Genomic DNA, 15839 nt, shown 5'->3' with positions numbered 1-15839 from the left:
ATCGAACCTATTGATCTTTATCAGCGATAATTCAGCTTAAGCGTCTGTAGGAACGTGCTGTTACAATGCCCGCCTCTGTGAAATCTGAAATCAGGAGCACACGGTGCCCGTCGTTTTCGTCGCCGCTTCCAAGCTGCCTACCCCTTTTGCCACGTTCACCATGAACGGCTTTCTTGAAGAAGCCACCGGGCGCGAGCACGTTGTGCTCAGCCTCGGCGACATCACGGATGGCGCGCCGGTGCTGGGGCGTGTGCATTCCGAGTGCCTGACCGGCGATGCGCTGTTCAGCCAGCGCTGTGACTGCGGCTCGCAACTGGAGGCTGCACTGCAAGCCATCGCCCGTGAAGGCCGTGGCGTGTTGCTGTACTTGCGTCAGGAAGGCCGCGGCATTGGCCTGTTGAACAAGATCCGCGCCTACGAACTGCAAGACGGCGGCGCCGACACCGTCGAGGCCAACGAGCGCCTGGGCTTTGCTGCCGACCAGCGCGACTACGCCATCTGCCTGCCGATGCTCGAGCACCTGGGGGTCAAATCCCTGCGCCTGATGACCAACAACCCCCGCAAGGTCAAAGCCTTGACCGAGATGGGCATCACCGTGGCCGAGCGCGTGCCGCTGCACACCGGGCACAACCCGCACAACAAGCTCTACCTGGCCACCAAAGCCAGCAAGCTCGATCACATGATGGGCAACGAGCACCAGGGCGAGGTCGACCGCGCGTGACCCGTGGCCAGGTGAAACGGCGACTGTCCTTCAACTGGTGGCAGTACCTGGCCCTGGCATTGCTGCCGTTGTTCGTGATCAACCTGCTGTTTGGCCGGGCTGAATCCTTGTTGCCCGTCTTGGCCATGCCGTTCTTCATCGCCGGCGTGGCCTCGATGTTTCTCAGCCTGCGTTATTTTCACGCCTACAAACACGCGCTGATCGCCACCTCCAAAGCCCTTGATACTGCTCAAGAGCCGGCAGCCTGGATCACCCTGGCGGCGCGTCGGCGCACGGCGTTGCTGGTTGCAGCGTTACCGGCCTGGATTGGCGCGCTGGCGGTGTTCGTCGGCCTGGAGGCGGTGCCGCTGTTTCTGTTGGCGCTGTCGACGCTGGTGTTGTTCTATCTCTATCGCATACCGCGTCAGTTGGGATGAAGCGCTATTGGCTGGCGCTGCTGCTGATATTCAGTGCCCAGGGCTGGCCGGTCGAGCGGGTTGTCAGCCTGGCGCCGTCGCTGTCTGAAATCGTGCTTGAACTGGGCGCCGAGGACTTGCTGGTCGGCGTGCTTGATGGTGGTGACCGCCCGGCGGCGTTGGCGAAGGTGCCCTCGGTCGGGCACTACGGCCAGTTGGACATGGAGCGCCTGCTCAGCCTCAAGCCCGACCTGATCCTGCTCTGGCCTGGCAGCGTCGGCCCGGCCCAGCGCGAGCAGCTCCAACGATTGAATATCCCGGTGTACGTCGCCGAACCCCACAGCCTTGAACAACTGACCGCGCAGGTGCAGGCCATTGCCGAGCAATTGGGCCGCGCCGAGGCCGGGCACCAGCGCGCGGCACAATTGCGCCAGCGCTTGGCCGAGTTGCGCCAGCGCTACCAGCGGGCCGAGCCGCTGCGAGTGTTCTACCAAGTGTGGAACCAGCCGCTGTACACCGTGGGCGGTGGGCAGATCATCAGCGATGCCCTCAGCGTGTGCGGGGCGCGCAATGTGTTCGGTGACCTGAAGTTGCCGGCGCCGCAGGTGAATATCGAATCGGTGCTGGCGCGAGACCCCGAGGTGATCCTGGTGGGGGATCAGGCTCAGAGGGAGGCCTGGACGGCATGGCCGGCGATGGCGGCTCGGGTGCGGTTAGTGCCGGACAAGGGCCTTGAGCGGCCCAGCGGGCAGATGTTGGAGGCGGTGGGGCGGTTGTGCCAGGTGATTGCGCCGAACCTGTGACAACGCTATCGCAGGCAAGCCAGCTCCCACAGGGGAATGCATTTCAATTGTGGGAGCTGGCTTGCCTGCGATGACGCCGGATCAGGCTACTTAGAGCTCAGGTGTCCACGTCACCCCGAACATCCACACCCGACCTTCTTCACGATAATTCTGGTTTTCCCCGAGGTAGCTGTACTTCGCCCGTGCATAAGACTTGTCCAGCGCGTTATCCACCTTCAGCGACAACGACACCTCCCGGTTCAACGCCCAACTACTGCGCAGCCCCAACAAGGCATAACCGCCCAGACGGTTGCGGTTGGCTTCATCGTCGTAGCTGCTGCTGATCGCTTGCCAGCTGGCGCCGAGACCGAGTTGATCAAATTGCCGGTCCAGATCCAGGTTCACCGTTCGCCGTGCGCGACGTGCCAGGGTGTGGCCGCTGTCACGGTCACGCGGGTCGATAAGCGACAGGCCCAGGTTGCCCTGCCAGCCAAACAGTTCTTGCTTGAGCGCCGCTTCAAAGCCGTTGATCCGCGCCGACGCCACGTTTTGCGGCTTGCCGGCGTCAAGGATGATCGCGTCGCTCAGGTCGGTGCGATACAGCGAGGCTTCCAGGCGTGTGCTGTCGGTCAGTTGGCTGCGCCATTGCAGCTCGTAGCTCTTTGATGTCTCGGGCTGCAGGTTGGGGTTGCTGTACTGCGTGTCGGGGTAATAGAGGTCGTTGAAGGTTGGCGCACGAAAGCCTTCGCTGTAGCTCAAGAGCAAGTCATTGTCGGGGTTGACCGGCAAGGTCAGGGTGCCGCTCCAACTGTTCTGGCCGCCGAACTGCTGGTTCTGGTCACGGCGCAGGCCCAGCTCGGTGGAAAACCATTGGCTTTGGAAGCGGTGCTGCACGAAGGCCGCCCGGTTCCAGCGGCTGTTCTCGGTAAAGGTGGTGGAACCGTGGAAACGGTCTTCATACCAGTCGCCACCGACGATCAGGCTGTTTTGCTCATCCAGGGTCAGGTCGTTCTGCCAATTGACCGAGTCGCGGTAGGTGTTGAATGCGCTGTAATCATCGCTGAGGGTATCGCGCTTGGTGTCGCGGTTTTCACTGTGGCCCAGCTCCAGGCGCGACTGCCAGCTGTCATTGAGCTTGGCATCGACATAGCCGCTGGTGCTGCTCACGGTATAGTCGGTGTAGGGTTTCTGGCCCAGGCTTTGCCCGGTGGCGCCGTCGTAGCGGCCATAACTGTTGTCGTACTCCGACTTGCCACGGTTATCCAGCAGATTGAAGCCCACCTCCAGCTCATCACTGAACGAGTGGCTGAGGTTCAGGCTGATGGACTGGTTGCGGTAGGCATCATGGTCGCCGTCACTGGGGAACGACGCGTGGCTCGCGTTGATGCCGGCGGTTTCATCCAGGCTCGCGCCCAGGTTGAAGCGCGTGTGTTCATCGCCGCCCGACAGGCCCAAGCTGCGCTCCCAGGTCTGGTTGCTGCCAAAGCCAAGTTTCAGGCGCGGCTGCAAGCCTTGCTCGGCATTGCGCCGGGTGAACACCTGAATCACCCCGCCAATCGCATCGCTGCCGTAAATCACCGAACGTGAACCGCGCAGCACTTCCACCCGTTCAATCTGATCGACGTTGAGGTATTGCAAGCCGCTGTCGCCGGAGGTGGTGTTGGCGATGCGTTGGCCGTCCACCAGCACCAGGCTCTGCGCCGACTTGGTGCCGCGAATGAAAATCCCCGGCAAACTGCCACGCCCACCGGTCGGCGCAACTTGCACGCCCGGCACGCGGCTGAGCAGGTCGGTGACGCTGGTGGGTTGCAGGCGGTCGATGTCGGCGCGGGTGAAGACGGTGTTGGCGGCGCTGCTGTCATTACGCGCCTGGACTTGGCGGTTGGCGCTGATGACCACGTCGGAGAGCTTCAGGGCCTGGTCGCGGGTGTCGGCGAGCAGGTCGGCGCAGGGAAGCAGTAGCAGGGCAAGGCACAGGCGTTTCATGGGCTGTCCATAGCATTCGAAGGTCATGCAAAACCACTGTGGGAGCTGGCTTGCCTGCGATAGCGGTGTATCTGACACATTGTTAGCGAATGTGCCGCCGTCATCGCAGGCAAGCCAGCTCCCACAGTTGGGGCTGATTACAGATTCAGTAGCGCCAGGCGCTCGCGCACGGACGCCTCGATACCCGCTTCATCCAGCCCGCATTCAGCCAGCATCTGCGCCGGCTTGGCGTGTTCGACGTATACATCTGGCAAGCCCAGGTGCAGCACCGACTTGAGGATGTTCTCCCGCGCCAGGAACTCACTGACCGCCGCACCGGCGCCGCCCATGATGGCGTTCTCTTCGACGGTCACCAGCAGCTCATGGCTGGCGGCAATTTCGCGTACCAACGCTTCATCCAGTGGCTTGACGAACCGCATGTCGACCACGGTGGCGTCGATCTTCTCGGCGACTTTCAAGGCTTCAGCCAGTTGCACGCCAAACACCAGGAACGCAGTTTTGCTGCCTTGGCGACGCACGATGCCTTTACCGATTTCGATCGGCTCCAGGTCTTTTTCGATCACGGCGTTCGGGCCGGTGCCGCGCGGGTACCGCACAGCGGCCGGGCCGTTGTACAGGTGGCCGGTGCTGAGCATCTTGCGCAGTTCGTTCTCGTCGCTCGGGGTCATCACCAGCATGCCGGGGATGCAGCGCAGGTACGACAGGTCGAAGCTGCCCGCATGGGTCGGGCCGTCCTCGCCCACCAGGCCGGCACGGTCGATGGCGAACAGCACGTCGAGGTTCTGCACCGCCACATCGTGAACCAGTTGGTCATAACCGCGTTGCAGGAAGGTGGAGTAGATCGCCACCACCGGCTTGGCGCCTTCGCAGGCCATGCCGGCCGCGAAGGTCACGGCGTGTTGCTCGGCAATCGCCACGTCGAAGTAACGCAGCGGGAAACGCTCGCTGAACGCCACCAGGTCGGAGCCTTCCTTCATCGCCGGGGTAACACCCACCAGACGCGGGTCGGCGGCGGCCATGTCGCATAGCCATTCGCCAAACACCCCTGAATACTTCGGCCCGCTGGCCTTTTTCGGCGCGGCGGCGGGAGCGTCCAGGGGTTCGAGCTTAGTGATCGCGTGGTAACCAATCGGGTCGACTTCCGCCGGAGCGAAACCTTTGCCTTTCTTGGTGACGATATGCAGGAACTGCGGGCCCTTGAGGTCGCGCATGTTGCGCAACGTCGCGATCAGGGTCGGCAGGTCGTGGCCGTCGATAGGGCCGATGTAGTTCCAGCCCAGCTCTTCGAACAGGGTGCCGGGTACCAGCATGCCCTTGGCATATTCTTCGGTGCGGCGCGCAATTTCCCATGCGCCAGGCAGACGCGACAGCACTTTCTTGCTGCCTTCGCGCATGCTGGCGTAGGTACGGCTGGAGAGGATCTTCGCCAGATAATTGGACAGGCCACCCACGTTGCGCGAAATCGACATGTCGTTGTCGTTTAGGATCACCAACATGTTGGCGTCCACTTCCGGCGCATGGTTCAGCGCTTCGAAGGCCATGCCGGCGGTCAGCGCGCCATCACCAATCACCGCAATCGCCTTGCGCTCACTGCCTTGCAGGCGGGCGGCAATCGCCATGCCCAGTGCTGCACTGATGGACGTGCTGGAGTGGCCGACGCCAAAGGTGTCGTACTCGCTCTCGGCACGGCGTGGGAAGGCGGCCAGGCCGTCCTTCTGGCGCAGGCTGGCCATGCGCTCGCGACGGCCGGTGAGGATTTTATGCGGATACGCCTGGTGGCCCACGTCCCACACCAGCCGGTCGTCCGGGGTGTCGAACACGTAATGCAAGGCGATGGTCAGCTCGATCACGCCCAGCCCGGCGCCAAAATGCCCACCGGTCTGGCCGACCGTGTAGAGCAATTCCAGGCGCAGCTCATCGGCCAGGGTTTCCAGCTCGGCTTCACCCAGTCGACGCAGGCCGTCCGGCGTGGCAGCACGGTCGAGCAGGGGCGTAGACGGGCGTTTGCGGGGAATCTCTTGAAACGTCGTGGGCATCAGGCGAATCGTTATAGGTATAGAAGAGGCGGCAGTTTACCTCAAGCCGTGCAAACTGCCCACGCAGAGGGCCGAACTTGGCCGATATGCGGCGCAAATGGCCGCGGCTGTCAGTGGCGACGTTCGACGATATACCGCGCCAGGTCACGCAGTGGCTCGGCCGCCGCGTCGAAAGGTCGCAGGGCATCCAGAGCCTGGTCACGCAGCTCGATGGCATAGGCCTTGGCGGCTTGCAGCCCCAGCAAGGCAGGATAAGTCGGCTTGTCACGTGCGATATCGGCGCCCTGGCGTTTACCGAGGGTGGCGGTATCGCTTTCCACGTCGAGGATATCGTCCTGTACCTGGAAGGCCAGGCCGACAGCGCGAGAATAGGTCTGCAGCGCCGCTAATTGCTCGGCGTCGGCACGGCCACTGGCCAGGGCGCCCAGTTGCACGGCGGCCTCAATCAGCGCACCGGTCTTGTGGCGATGCATGTGTTCGAGGGCTTTTTGATCGAGCTTGAGGCTGACCGAGCCCATGTCGATGGCCTGCCCGCCGACCATTCCAGCCGGGCCCGCTGCATGGGCCAGGGCGGTGACCATGCGCAAGCGGATCTCGGCGTTGACGCTGCTTAGCGTCGGGTCCAGCAATGCGCTGAACGCCAGGCTCTGCAAGCCATCTCCGGCCAGAATTGCATAGGCCTCATCGAAGGCTTTGTGGGTGGTGGGCTGGCCGCGACGCAAGTCATCGTCGTCCATTGCCGGCAAGTCGTCATGCACCAGGGAATAGGCGTGGATCAACTCGACCGCACAGGCCGCACCATTCGCCTCGGCTGCCGGCGCCCCGAGAGCTTCGCAGGCGGCATAGGCCAGCAACGGGCGCACACGCTTGCCGCCATTCATCACGCTGTAGCGCATGGCCTCATAGAGGCGCGTCATTTCCGGGCTTGGCGCAACAAACAGGGGCTCCAGCGCGGCATTCACCCGGGCTTGGCTACTGGCTTGGTATGCGCTGATCATTCCGGCTGTTCCGCATCGAAAGGCTCTTCGGCCAACTCCCCGTCACGCTCCAGCAACACCTGGACCTTCTGCTCCGCCTGCGCCAACGCGCTCTGACAGTCGCGGGTCAGGCCGATGCCTTGCTCAAACGCTGTCAACGAGTCTTCCAGCGACAACTCGCCGTTCTCCAGACGCTCGACCAGGGCTTGCAGGTCGGCGAGGGATTGTTCGAAATCGAGTGCAACTTTTTTGCGGGCCATGGCGGCAATTCCGGTAGACGGTAAACCGGCGCGACACTAGCAGACATGGGGGATTGGGGCAAATGAGTGGCGCACACACGGTGATGTGAGCCGATTGATGGGTTTATTCGGCTCACCCCATGAGTCGATTAGCGACCTTATTCGGCTCACCGAGTCTCAGCCTGCCTTCGTGGCGACCCAGCACTCCCCCTGCGCCGCTTTCAATTGGGCCTCGAAGACCAATAAACCCTGATGCATATTCTGCAATGCCACAATTTGCATGGCTAACGCTTGCTTCTTATTGGCGATGGCTTGGTCAGCCTTGTCCCAGGGAAGCGCATCACCCTCGTACCCCTGCAAAATCTCCTGTAATTCCTTGAGCTTGAACCCCAGCTGTTGCGCGCACTTTATAAACATCAGCCGCTCGACACTCTGCTCGGTATAAACGCGATAACCGCCCCGACGCGCAGGCGCTGGCATCAGCCCGATTGCCTCATAGTGACGAATCGCCTTGATGGTCGTGCCGGACAACTGCGCGGCTTTGCCGATGTACATGAAAACTCCCTTTTTCAAATAGTGCGCCGGCCTGTTTCAGCCACTTGGCCCGCTGCGTCAGCGAAGAGCCCAGCACCGGCCCCAACAGCAGCGTCTTGCTCGTCGCGATGCCGCACAGCGCCAGCATGGTGCGCCGCATTTGGTGGATGGCCGGCATGCGATAAACCCAGCGGTAATACCACGGCGGCGTGTCGAGGGTCACTAACAAGTGCGCGGTTCGGCCCTTTAGCAGCTTGTCTGGGAATGCCTTGCCTGCGCGGTACTTGAAGGCAAAGCCGGGGAGGAAAACGCGGTCGATAAAGCCCTTCATCAGTGCCGGGATACCGCCCCACCAGACAGGGAAAACCCAGGCCAGATGCTCGGCCCAAAGGATGTCGGCTTGGGCGCTGAGCAAGTCAGGTTCCAGCGCTTGAACCTGGGTGTAAGCATGATGAAGGATGGGGTCGAACCTGAGATCACCCAGGCGCAGGACGCGGACTTCGTGACCGGCCGTTTTAGCAGCGTGGATATGAGTGTGCGCGAGGGCGGAACAAAAGCTATCGGCGGACGGGTGGCCGAGAATGACCAGAATGCGCTGACTCATGGTGATAAGTTCTGAGAAAAGGGCATTCAGGGTAGGGGGTGCCGTATAGGGGAGAGTCAAGTGCCAGCAGGACCTTTCTGTGAGGTACGCAGGACCCTTCCTGAACTGTCTCGAATGCTTGTGACGGTACTGTCGGCTGGCTAGCCTGCCGAAAACACCAGAGTAAAAAAGGCATGAGCGAAACTTCTATCGGGTTGATCGCGCCTCCTGAGGGCTGCGGCGATTGGCTGACAGACCTCAAGGGCCGTATCCATCAGGCGCAACAGCGCGCATCAATTGCCGTTAATCGTGAGCTGGTGCTGCTCTACTGGCAGCTCGGTCACGATATTTTGGCGCGTCAGCACGCTCAAGGTTGGGGTAGTAAAGTGATCGACCGCCTTGCGCAAGATCTGCGGGCGGCCTTTCCTGACATCAAGGGTTTTTCGCCGCGCAATCTGAAATACATGCGTGCTTTTGCCGAGGCGTGGCCGGATTCGGAATTTGTGCAACAGGCTGCTGCACAATTGCCTTGGGGCCACAACGTGGTGCTGCTCGATAAGCTTCCCGGCCCCGAAACTCGTCGTTGGTACATCATCCAGGCCTTAAAACATACTGGTCGCGCAACACACTGGTGATGCACATTGAAAATCGCCTGCTGGAGCGCAGTGGCAAGGCCGTCAGCAACTTCGAAAGCCATCTGCCCAAAGCGCAATCCGACCTGGCGCGCGAATCCCTCAAAGACCCGTACCGCTTTGATTTCCTCAGCCTGGGTCAGAATGCACAAGAGCGCGAAATCGAAAACGCCCTGATCAAGCATGTCACTGGCTTCTTGTTGGAGTTGGGCGCAGGTTTTGCCTTCGTTGGCCGGCAAGTGTTGCTGAATGTAGGCGGCGATGAGTTCTTCATCGACCTGTTGTTCTATCACCTGAAGCTGCGTTGCTATGTGGTGATCGAACTCAAGGCAGGCAAGTTCAAGCCCGAGCATCTGGGCAAATTGAGCTTCTATCTTGCGGCGGTGGATGCCGAGATAAAGCACCCACAGGATGGCCCGACTATCGGCCTCTTGTTGTGCAAGGGTAAAAATGAAGTGGTGGCTGAATACGCACTGCGCGATAACAACCGGCCTATTGGTGTGGCGCAATATCAATTGATGGAGTCTTTGCCAGCCGAACTGCAATCGAGCTTGCCTAGCATCGAGCAAATCGAGCGAGAGTTGGCGGGGTAGGCTGGGTCTTTTCGGTGGGTGGAAAATGTAAGGAAAAATCTCACGCGTGAGCTATTGAGTACCTTGCGGATTGCCTGTAGATTTTCTCACGCGTGAGTTTTTCACAGCGAGGTCAGTACCATGAACAGCAGCTCTCCATCGAGCCAATCAACTGGGCCCGATACCGATTCAACAAGCCTCAAGGGAGAGCGCTTGAAGCCGTCCGCAAAAAAGCCGTCGAGCTTTTACATGAAGCAGATGCGTGCGGGGCTGGCGGCGGCCGGTTATGTGAAACACGAGACTTGGGTGCTTCCCGAAAACCGAAGCCTGCTCAAGCAAATGGAGAAACAGCTACGCCAACCGATCCTGGCTGGCTCATTCATGTCGGAGAATTTCATGAGCGCAGGTACTAACTGGAATATCGATCGTCTTTACAGTGCTCTTCAGGCGCTGGATGACGTGACGTCCAATGACATTACGCTTTCTCTCGTCCAAGGCTCCGAGTCCAGTATCAAGCTGGAGATGAACGACTTTGGTGGCTTGCCGATTTACATCGCGGTGGTGGGCGAGCAAATCATCGTGGATACCGTCCTGGTCGACGCCGAGTCCATCAACGACGTGCCGGCCTTCAATGACGCCGTGCTGCGCAGCCGGGAGATGTTCCCGTTGTCGTCGATCGGTATCGAGTCCATGCCGAACGGGCAGGTGGTTTACAACATGTTCGGTGCGCTCAGCTCCGACTCCAGCCTGACCAACATCGTGACCGAGGTGAAAACCCTGGTTGATAACGTGCAGCGCGCCAGCGAAGCCTTCGAACGTTTCTTCATTTAATTATTCGGGAAAACCCAATGACTCAGTCCATCTGGAGCAAATTGTTCACCGCGTTGCGTGGCGGTGCCAGCGAAGTCGGCGAATCGATCGTCGACCAACAGGCCCTGCGCATCCTTGACCAGGAAATTCGCGATGCAGACAGCGCCTTGGCCAACGCCAAGCGTGAGCTGGTGAGCATCATGGCCAAGCACAAACTGGCGGCTGATCGTGTTGGCGAGTACGACGCCAAGATCAAAGACCTGGAATCCAAGGCGATGGCCGCTATCCAGGCCAACCGTGAAGACCTCGCCCTGGAAGTGGCCGAAGCCATTTCGACCCTGACCAACGAGCGGGACGTTGAGCAAAAGCAGACCACCGAGTTCGGTGGGTACGCTGAGAGCATGCGCAAAGACATCACCAAGGCCGAAAGCCGCATCAAAAGCCTGCGCCAGCAAGTGGACATGGCCAAGGCTCGCGACAGCGTGCAAAAGGCCCAGGTCAGTGCCTCCATTGCCAGCGGCGGTGCCAACGGCAAGCTGGAAACCGCCGTCGGTACGCTCAATCGCTTGCAGGCCAAACAGCAACAACGCGCCGCTGAGCTGCAAGCCCAGGATGAGCTGGCTGAAGCGTCGACGGGGACAGACCTGGAACGCAAACTGCGCGATGCCGGCATCACGCCGAACGAAGGCAGTGCCAATGCGATTCTGGAGCGTCTGAAGCAAAAGTCGGCTGAGTAATCAACGTAGGTCAGTTAAGCCTGCAACTCTGTGGGGAGGGAGCTTGCTCCCGCTGGGCTGCGCAGCAGTCCTGTTTTTGGGGCCGCTTCGCGCCCCAGCGGGAGCAAGCTCCCTCGCCACAGTCGCAGTGCTCTTCTTTTGTATGTTGAGGTCAGGATGAACGCCTTGAAGGGTTTCAAGACAATCGCAGGCCTGGCCCTCTTCATGGTCGCGCTGCAACTGCTCAATGTGGTGACCGGTTACAGCCTCATGGCATTCGGGCTAATCCCGAGAACGATGCAGGGTCTGTTCGGCATCCTCACATCACCGTTTTTGCACGCCTCCTTCGCCCACCTGAGCGCCAACCTGATTGCCTTTGTGATCCTGGGTTCTCTGGTCATCATCGAAGGGGTCAACCGGTTCATCGCCGTCAGTGCCATCGTCATTCTGCTGGGCGGCTTGTTGGTCTGGCTGTTCGGTTTTTCAGGCGTACACGTCGGCGCCAGCGGCTGGGTGTTCGGGCTATGGGCCTATCTGCTGTCTCGCGCCTGGTTTCACAGAAGCTGGGGCAACCTGCTAACAGCCGCTGTTGTGGCTTTGCTGTATGGCGGACTGGTCGTGGGCTTCCTTCCGCGGCAGGGCGTTTCCTTCGAAGGGCATCTGTTTGGTGCGCTCGCCGGATTTATTGCAGCCAAGGTACTTCTATCCACGCCGCGCAGCGGGTTTAATGCCGGGTGAACGCACTTGAGCATCCAGACGCCGAGGCGATGCTGTCGTCAGGATTCAAGTACCCAGGGAGCCAGGGGCTAAATGTCGATTTTCCTACTGTTACGCATGTACGCCTCGTCCCTCTTTCATCGCTTCGGTTGGGCAGGCCTGATCGTTGCCTTGGGTGTCCACCTGAGCACCGCTTACCTGGGCCTGGTGTTGCTGGGCGAACAACACCTCACCGCTGCCGCCACGTTTATCTACTTCTATCTCACCACCACACTCACCGTCGGCTATGGCGACCTCGCACCGCAGACGTCTGCTGGGCGAATTTTCGTGGCGGCCTGGGTCATGCTCGGGGGCATTGCGCTGCTCACGGCAGCCATCGGCAAAACCACCAGCAGTGTTATCGATGCATGGAGAAAAGGCATGAAGGGCAAAGGTGATTTCACCGGCAAGGTCGGCCATACCGTGCTGATCGGCTGGGAGGGCGCGTCCAGCGAGCGGGTGATTGAGTTGTTGCTGCAAGACGAAACCTCGAACGACAACCTGATCGTGATCTGCGATTGCAGCCTTGAAGAAAACCCGATGCCGGGCAAAGCAGCGTTCATCCGCGGCGAAAGCCTGTCTTCCACCGCACTGTTGCTGCGTGCCGGTGTGCCCGGTGCCGAGCGTGTGCTGGTGCGGACCCCGTCTGATGACCTGACGCTGGCCACCGTGCTGGCGGTGAATCAACTGAGCCCCGTCGGGCATGTGGTCGCCCACTTCAACGAAAGTGAAATCGCTGCACTGGCCAGCTCCTACGCCCCGCGCCTGGAATGCACGTCCAGCATGGCGATCGAAATGCTGGTGCGCGCCTCTCAGGATCCGGGCTCGTCGGTGGTCATCAATGAGTTGCTGTGCGTGGGGCAGGGCGCCACCCAGTACCTGATGAAATTGCCCGACGCCTTTGAGGCAACGTTCGGCGAGCTGTACACGCAGATGAAGGAGCGCCACAACGCCACCCTCATTGGCTATCGCGCCAAAGGTGTTCAGCAGCCGTCGATCAACCCGCCCAGTGCCACAGCGGTCAAAGGCGGCGAACTCTTCTACATCGCTTCCACTCGCCTTAAGGAAATCTTTCATGGGATGGCTTAAACAGTTGATGGGGCTTGAGGCCCCAAAAGCCACTACCGACTCGAGCCGAACCGCCAGCCCAAGCCTGCCCGCCACCGGCCCTTTAGGCCTGGCGCCGGGCAAGGGCGTGATGTTTGACACGACTCTGAAATTGCTGCTCGATGAAAAAACCAACGTGGTGATCCCCGGCTCCCAGGAAATCTGGAGCAACGGCACCATCGACCTCGGCCAGTCCACCTGGCTGTCGCGCTATTACATGAACGACGAAGATTATTGGTTGCAGGTGCACACCACCGGCCAGATAGCGGGCCAGGTCGAGTCAGTGATTCTGTTCAACTACCTGAGTTACGTCACCATCAGCAGTGAAGCGGAACTGAGCAGGCTCGCGGGCCCACAAAGCCTGATCGGTCTGCCGACCTACACCCACGACGGCGTCGAGTTCTTCCGGGAGTGGGGCAGCGAAGATGGCCAGACCGAATTGGTGGCGATGAGCGAACAGGTCATCAGCCCAGAAGCCACCTACAGCGTCGAGCACCGTTCGATGCTATACGCCCGCGACACCGGCTTGACCGACCGCCGAGAGTTCCTGCTGTTCTCTGTCGAAGAAGATGCCGAAGGCACCATCAGCCTGAGCACATCCCTAGGCATTTCGCTGTACACCACCGACCTGACTACGCTCTAAAAAAAGGAAGCCGTCCATGCTAGAAGCACTCTCCATCTCCCTCAACAAAGCTGCGGTGCTCGGCTTTGTCCTCTACATCCTGGGGGCTGCGGTACTGTTCGCGCTGTTCCAGTTCATCTACACCCGCATCACCCCGCACAAGGAGTTCGAACTGATCCGTGCGGGCAACACCTCCGCAGCGGTCGCCCTGGGCGGTGCCATCGTCGGTTTCGCCATTCCGGCCAGCAATGTGATTGCCTACTCGATCAACGTTCTCGACTTCATCGTCTGGGCCGTGATCGCCGCCGTCGTCCAACTGCTGGCGTTCCTGCTGACCAGCCTGGTGCTCAAAGGCACGTCCGAGCGCATCAAGAAGGGCGAACTGGCGGCCGGTATCTACGTGGCCGCGGTGGCCATCAGCGTCGGCATGCTGAATGCCGCGTGCATGACGCCCACCTCGAACTGATTGCCCACGGAGCTCCCGATGAAACGAAGCAAGTACGTCCAGCTGTCGCTGGCAGCGTCGGTCGCCATGGCGATATCCGGCTGTGGCCCAACGGAAAAAACCTACGACCTGCAAAAGAAGTACAACTTCCAATCGGTACAGCAATGCGCCGATGAAAAACTTCCGGTAGACGTCTGCTCGGACGCCTACATGACGGCCATGGCCGAGCATCGCCGCATTGCGCCGGTGTATGACAGCCAGGCCGATTGCGACGCCGACTTTGTCGCTGACTGGTGCCAGCAAGACTCCACCGGCAAATTCATCCCGCGCTTGGGCGGTTTCGAACTGACCGCCGAAGGCCAGGTGACCCAATCCCAAGTCGACGCTGCCAATGCGCAAGCGGCCAACGCTCAGGCCAGCGGCGGCTCAGGCTTCTCCACCAGCAGCCTGCTGACCGGCTTGCTGATCGGCAACATGCTGAGCAACAACCGCAACAGCTACCGTTCGGAACCGGTGTACCGCTATCGCGATGATCGCGGCAACTACGGTAACTCGACGCTCAACCAACGCGTGTCCAATGGCGCGACCTTTGGCCGTTCCAACCAGGCCCGGTACGGCAGCAGCAATTACACCAGCACGCTGCGCTCTTCACCTAAGTCGAGCTCGGTTTCATCGGCCACCTCCCGCGGCGGCTTCGGCAGCAAAGCCAGCGCACGCAGCGGCTGGGGCGGCGGGTCGAGCAGCTAAGGAAACCGGCCATGAAGAAGATCCAATGCGCAGAGCGTCATGACTGGAAACACACCGCCGAGAGCCTCGGCTTCCTGTTCCATACCATCGACGGCGAACCCTACTGGGACGAAAGCGCGTACTACCAGTTCACGCTCAAGCAAATCGAGCGCGACCTCGAAGACCCGACCACCGAGCTCCATGACATGTGCATGGACCTCGTCGCCCGCGTGGTCCACAGCGAAGAACTGCTTGAACGCCTGAGCATCCCCGCGCCTTTCTACGACATGATCCGAACCTCATGGCTCGAAGGCCACCCGCACCTTTACGGGCGCATGGACTTCTCCTACAACGGCAGCGGGCCCGCCAAGTTGCTGGAGCTCAACTACGACACCCCCACCAGCCTCTACGAAGCAGCCGCGTTTCAGTGGGGCTGGCTGGAACAATGCATCGAACGCGGCCTGCTGCCCAAGCACGCCGACCAGTTCAATAGCATCGACACCAAACTGCACCAGGCCTTCGCGCAACTGCAGGTCAACCAGCCGTTCTACTTCGCCTCGATGAAAGACTCGATCGAAGACAAAGGCACCACCGACTACCTGCGCCTGGTCGCTGAAAAGGTCGGCATCGAATCGCGCCACATCGACATCGAAGACATCGGCCTGAACAGCGAAGGCCGCTTCGTCGACCTTGAAGATCGCTGGATTCCCCACCTGTTCAAACTGCACGCCTGGGAGTTCATCTTCCACGAACCCTTTGGTGCCGCGATTGCCCAGAGCGACACACAGTTCTTCGAGCCCGCGTGGAAATCCATTATTTCCAACAAAGGCATCCTGCCGCTGCTGTGGGAATTCAACAAAGGCCACCCCAACCTGCTCGCGTCCCACCTGGACACCGACCCAGGCAAAGCCGTGCCAAAAGGCTGGGTGCGCAAGCCGTTCTTCTCCCGTGAAGGCGCCAACATCGAACTGCAAACCGCCGAAGGCCTGACCGTAAAAGAAGACGGCCCCTACACGGATGCGCCCTTCATCCTTCAAGAGTTCGCACCGCTGCCAAAATTTGGTGACAGCTACACGCTGATCGGCTCTTGGGTCATTGGCGACCAGGCGGCGGGGATTGGGGTGCGAGAGGACAATAGCTTGATCACCAAGGACTCAAGCCGGTTTCTGCCGCACTTGATCCTGGATTAGGGAAGTTGAT

Annotated in this window: 17 protein-coding genes and 1 pseudogene; 12 read left to right on the top strand and 6 right to left on the bottom strand. The window is 60.4% G+C overall.

Translation table 11 applies throughout. The annotated features are described in order from the left end of the window. Positions 1 to 103 precede the first annotated feature (103 nt). From ribA to GH769_RS21565, 3 genes are read left to right on the top strand one after another with little or no spacing between them, the layout of a single operon-like run. Positions 104 to 721, top strand: coding sequence for a GTP cyclohydrolase II (ribA, locus tag GH769_RS21575; RefSeq protein WP_005791841.1), 618 nt, complete (start codon positions 104 to 106; stop codon positions 719 to 721). Further along, on the top strand, positions 718 to 1137 hold the full coding sequence (locus GH769_RS21570) for a hypothetical protein (protein WP_014720123.1): 420 nt from the start codon (positions 718 to 720) through the stop codon (positions 1135 to 1137). The genes ribA and GH769_RS21570 overlap by 4 nt, the downstream gene beginning before the upstream one ends. Next, positions 1134 to 1919 carry a cobalamin-binding protein gene (locus tag GH769_RS21565; RefSeq protein ID WP_032904142.1) on the top strand — a complete coding sequence of 262 codons (786 nt, stop codon included), beginning with the start codon at positions 1134 to 1136 and terminating at the stop codon, positions 1917 to 1919. Before GH769_RS21570 ends, GH769_RS21565 begins: the two co-directional genes overlap by 4 nt. A 90-nt stretch (positions 1920 to 2009) precedes the next feature. Here GH769_RS21565 and GH769_RS21560 read toward each other — a convergent pair whose 3' ends face one another. The 6 genes from GH769_RS21560 to GH769_RS21535 all read right to left on the bottom strand — a co-directional run bounded on the left by GH769_RS21560 (position 2010) and on the right by GH769_RS21535 (position 8274). Further along, on the bottom strand, positions 2010 to 3884 hold the full coding sequence (locus GH769_RS21560) for a TonB-dependent receptor domain-containing protein (protein ID WP_032904143.1): 1875 nt from the start codon (positions 3882 to 3884) through the stop codon (positions 2010 to 2012). A gap of 137 nt (positions 3885 to 4021) precedes the next feature. Continuing rightward, positions 4022 to 5920: a 1-deoxy-D-xylulose-5-phosphate synthase gene (dxs, locus tag GH769_RS21555; protein WP_014720120.1), complete on the bottom strand. Its 1899-nt coding sequence runs from the start codon at positions 5918 to 5920 to the stop codon at positions 4022 to 4024. A gap of 110 nt (positions 5921 to 6030) precedes the next feature. Continuing rightward, on the bottom strand, positions 6031 to 6918 hold the full coding sequence (gene ispA, locus GH769_RS21550) for a (2E,6E)-farnesyl diphosphate synthase (RefSeq protein ID WP_014720119.1): 888 nt from the start codon (positions 6916 to 6918) through the stop codon (positions 6031 to 6033). Next, positions 6915 to 7157, bottom strand: coding sequence for an exodeoxyribonuclease VII small subunit (locus tag GH769_RS21545; RefSeq protein ID WP_003194556.1), 243 nt, complete (start codon positions 7155 to 7157; stop codon positions 6915 to 6917). The genes ispA and GH769_RS21545 overlap by 4 nt, the downstream gene beginning before the upstream one ends. Before the next feature lie 156 nt (positions 7158 to 7313). Continuing rightward, positions 7314 to 7691: a MerR family transcriptional regulator gene (locus GH769_RS21540; protein WP_034133857.1), complete on the bottom strand. Its 378-nt coding sequence runs from the start codon at positions 7689 to 7691 to the stop codon at positions 7314 to 7316. Then, entirely contained in the window at positions 7630 to 8274 is a 645-nt protein-coding gene (locus GH769_RS21535; RefSeq protein ID WP_032904144.1) for an NAD(P)H-dependent oxidoreductase, read from the bottom strand. Before GH769_RS21535 ends, GH769_RS21540 begins: the two co-directional genes overlap by 62 nt. 173 nt (positions 8275 to 8447) lie before the next feature. Here GH769_RS21535 and GH769_RS21530 point away from each other — a divergent pair. The 9 genes and pseudogenes from GH769_RS21530 to GH769_RS21490 all read left to right on the top strand — a co-directional run bounded on the left by GH769_RS21530 (position 8448) and on the right by GH769_RS21490 (position 15829). Beyond that, a pseudogene (locus tag GH769_RS21530) lies at positions 8448 to 9478 on the top strand (YhcG family protein). 228 nt (positions 9479 to 9706) lie between these two features. After that, entirely contained in the window at positions 9707 to 10288 is a 582-nt protein-coding gene (locus GH769_RS21525) for a YjfI family protein (RefSeq protein WP_019818839.1), read from the top strand. Positions 10289 to 10305: 17 nt separating this feature from the next. Continuing rightward, positions 10306 to 11004: a PspA/IM30 family protein gene (locus tag GH769_RS21520; protein ID WP_014720114.1), complete on the top strand. Its 699-nt coding sequence runs from the start codon at positions 10306 to 10308 to the stop codon at positions 11002 to 11004. A gap of 156 nt (positions 11005 to 11160) precedes the next feature. Next, positions 11161 to 11721 carry a rhomboid family intramembrane serine protease gene (locus tag GH769_RS21515; RefSeq protein WP_019818836.1) on the top strand — a complete coding sequence of 187 codons (561 nt, stop codon included), beginning with the start codon at positions 11161 to 11163 and terminating at the stop codon, positions 11719 to 11721. Positions 11722 to 11793: 72 nt separating this feature from the next. After that, a complete protein-coding gene (locus GH769_RS21510; protein ID WP_019818834.1) occupies positions 11794 to 12828 on the top strand; it encodes an ion channel in 1035 nt (344 codons plus the stop codon). Beyond that, positions 12815 to 13489, top strand: a complete 675-nt coding sequence (locus tag GH769_RS21505) for a DUF2491 family protein (RefSeq protein WP_020302431.1) — start codon at positions 12815 to 12817, stop codon at positions 13487 to 13489. The genes GH769_RS21510 and GH769_RS21505 overlap by 14 nt, the downstream gene beginning before the upstream one ends. A 16-nt stretch (positions 13490 to 13505) precedes the next feature. Beyond that, positions 13506 to 13934: a DUF350 domain-containing protein gene (locus GH769_RS21500; RefSeq protein WP_003194539.1), complete on the top strand. Its 429-nt coding sequence runs from the start codon at positions 13506 to 13508 to the stop codon at positions 13932 to 13934. Positions 13935 to 13952: 18 nt separating this feature from the next. Further along, on the top strand, positions 13953 to 14660 hold the full coding sequence (locus tag GH769_RS21495) for a DUF1190 domain-containing protein (protein WP_014720111.1): 708 nt from the start codon (positions 13953 to 13955) through the stop codon (positions 14658 to 14660). Positions 14661 to 14671: 11 nt separating this feature from the next. Then, on the top strand, positions 14672 to 15829 hold the full coding sequence (locus GH769_RS21490) for a glutathionylspermidine synthase family protein (protein WP_014720110.1): 1158 nt from the start codon (positions 14672 to 14674) through the stop codon (positions 15827 to 15829). Positions 15830 to 15839 lie beyond the last annotated feature (10 nt).

The organism is Pseudomonas sp. CFSAN084952 (assembly GCF_009648855.1).
Taxonomy (GTDB): Bacteria; Pseudomonadota; Gammaproteobacteria; order Pseudomonadales; family Pseudomonadaceae; genus Aquipseudomonas; species Aquipseudomonas paracarnis.
Note: the sequence above shows the minus strand (reverse complement) of the source record. Positions and strands in the feature narration are given on the sequence as shown.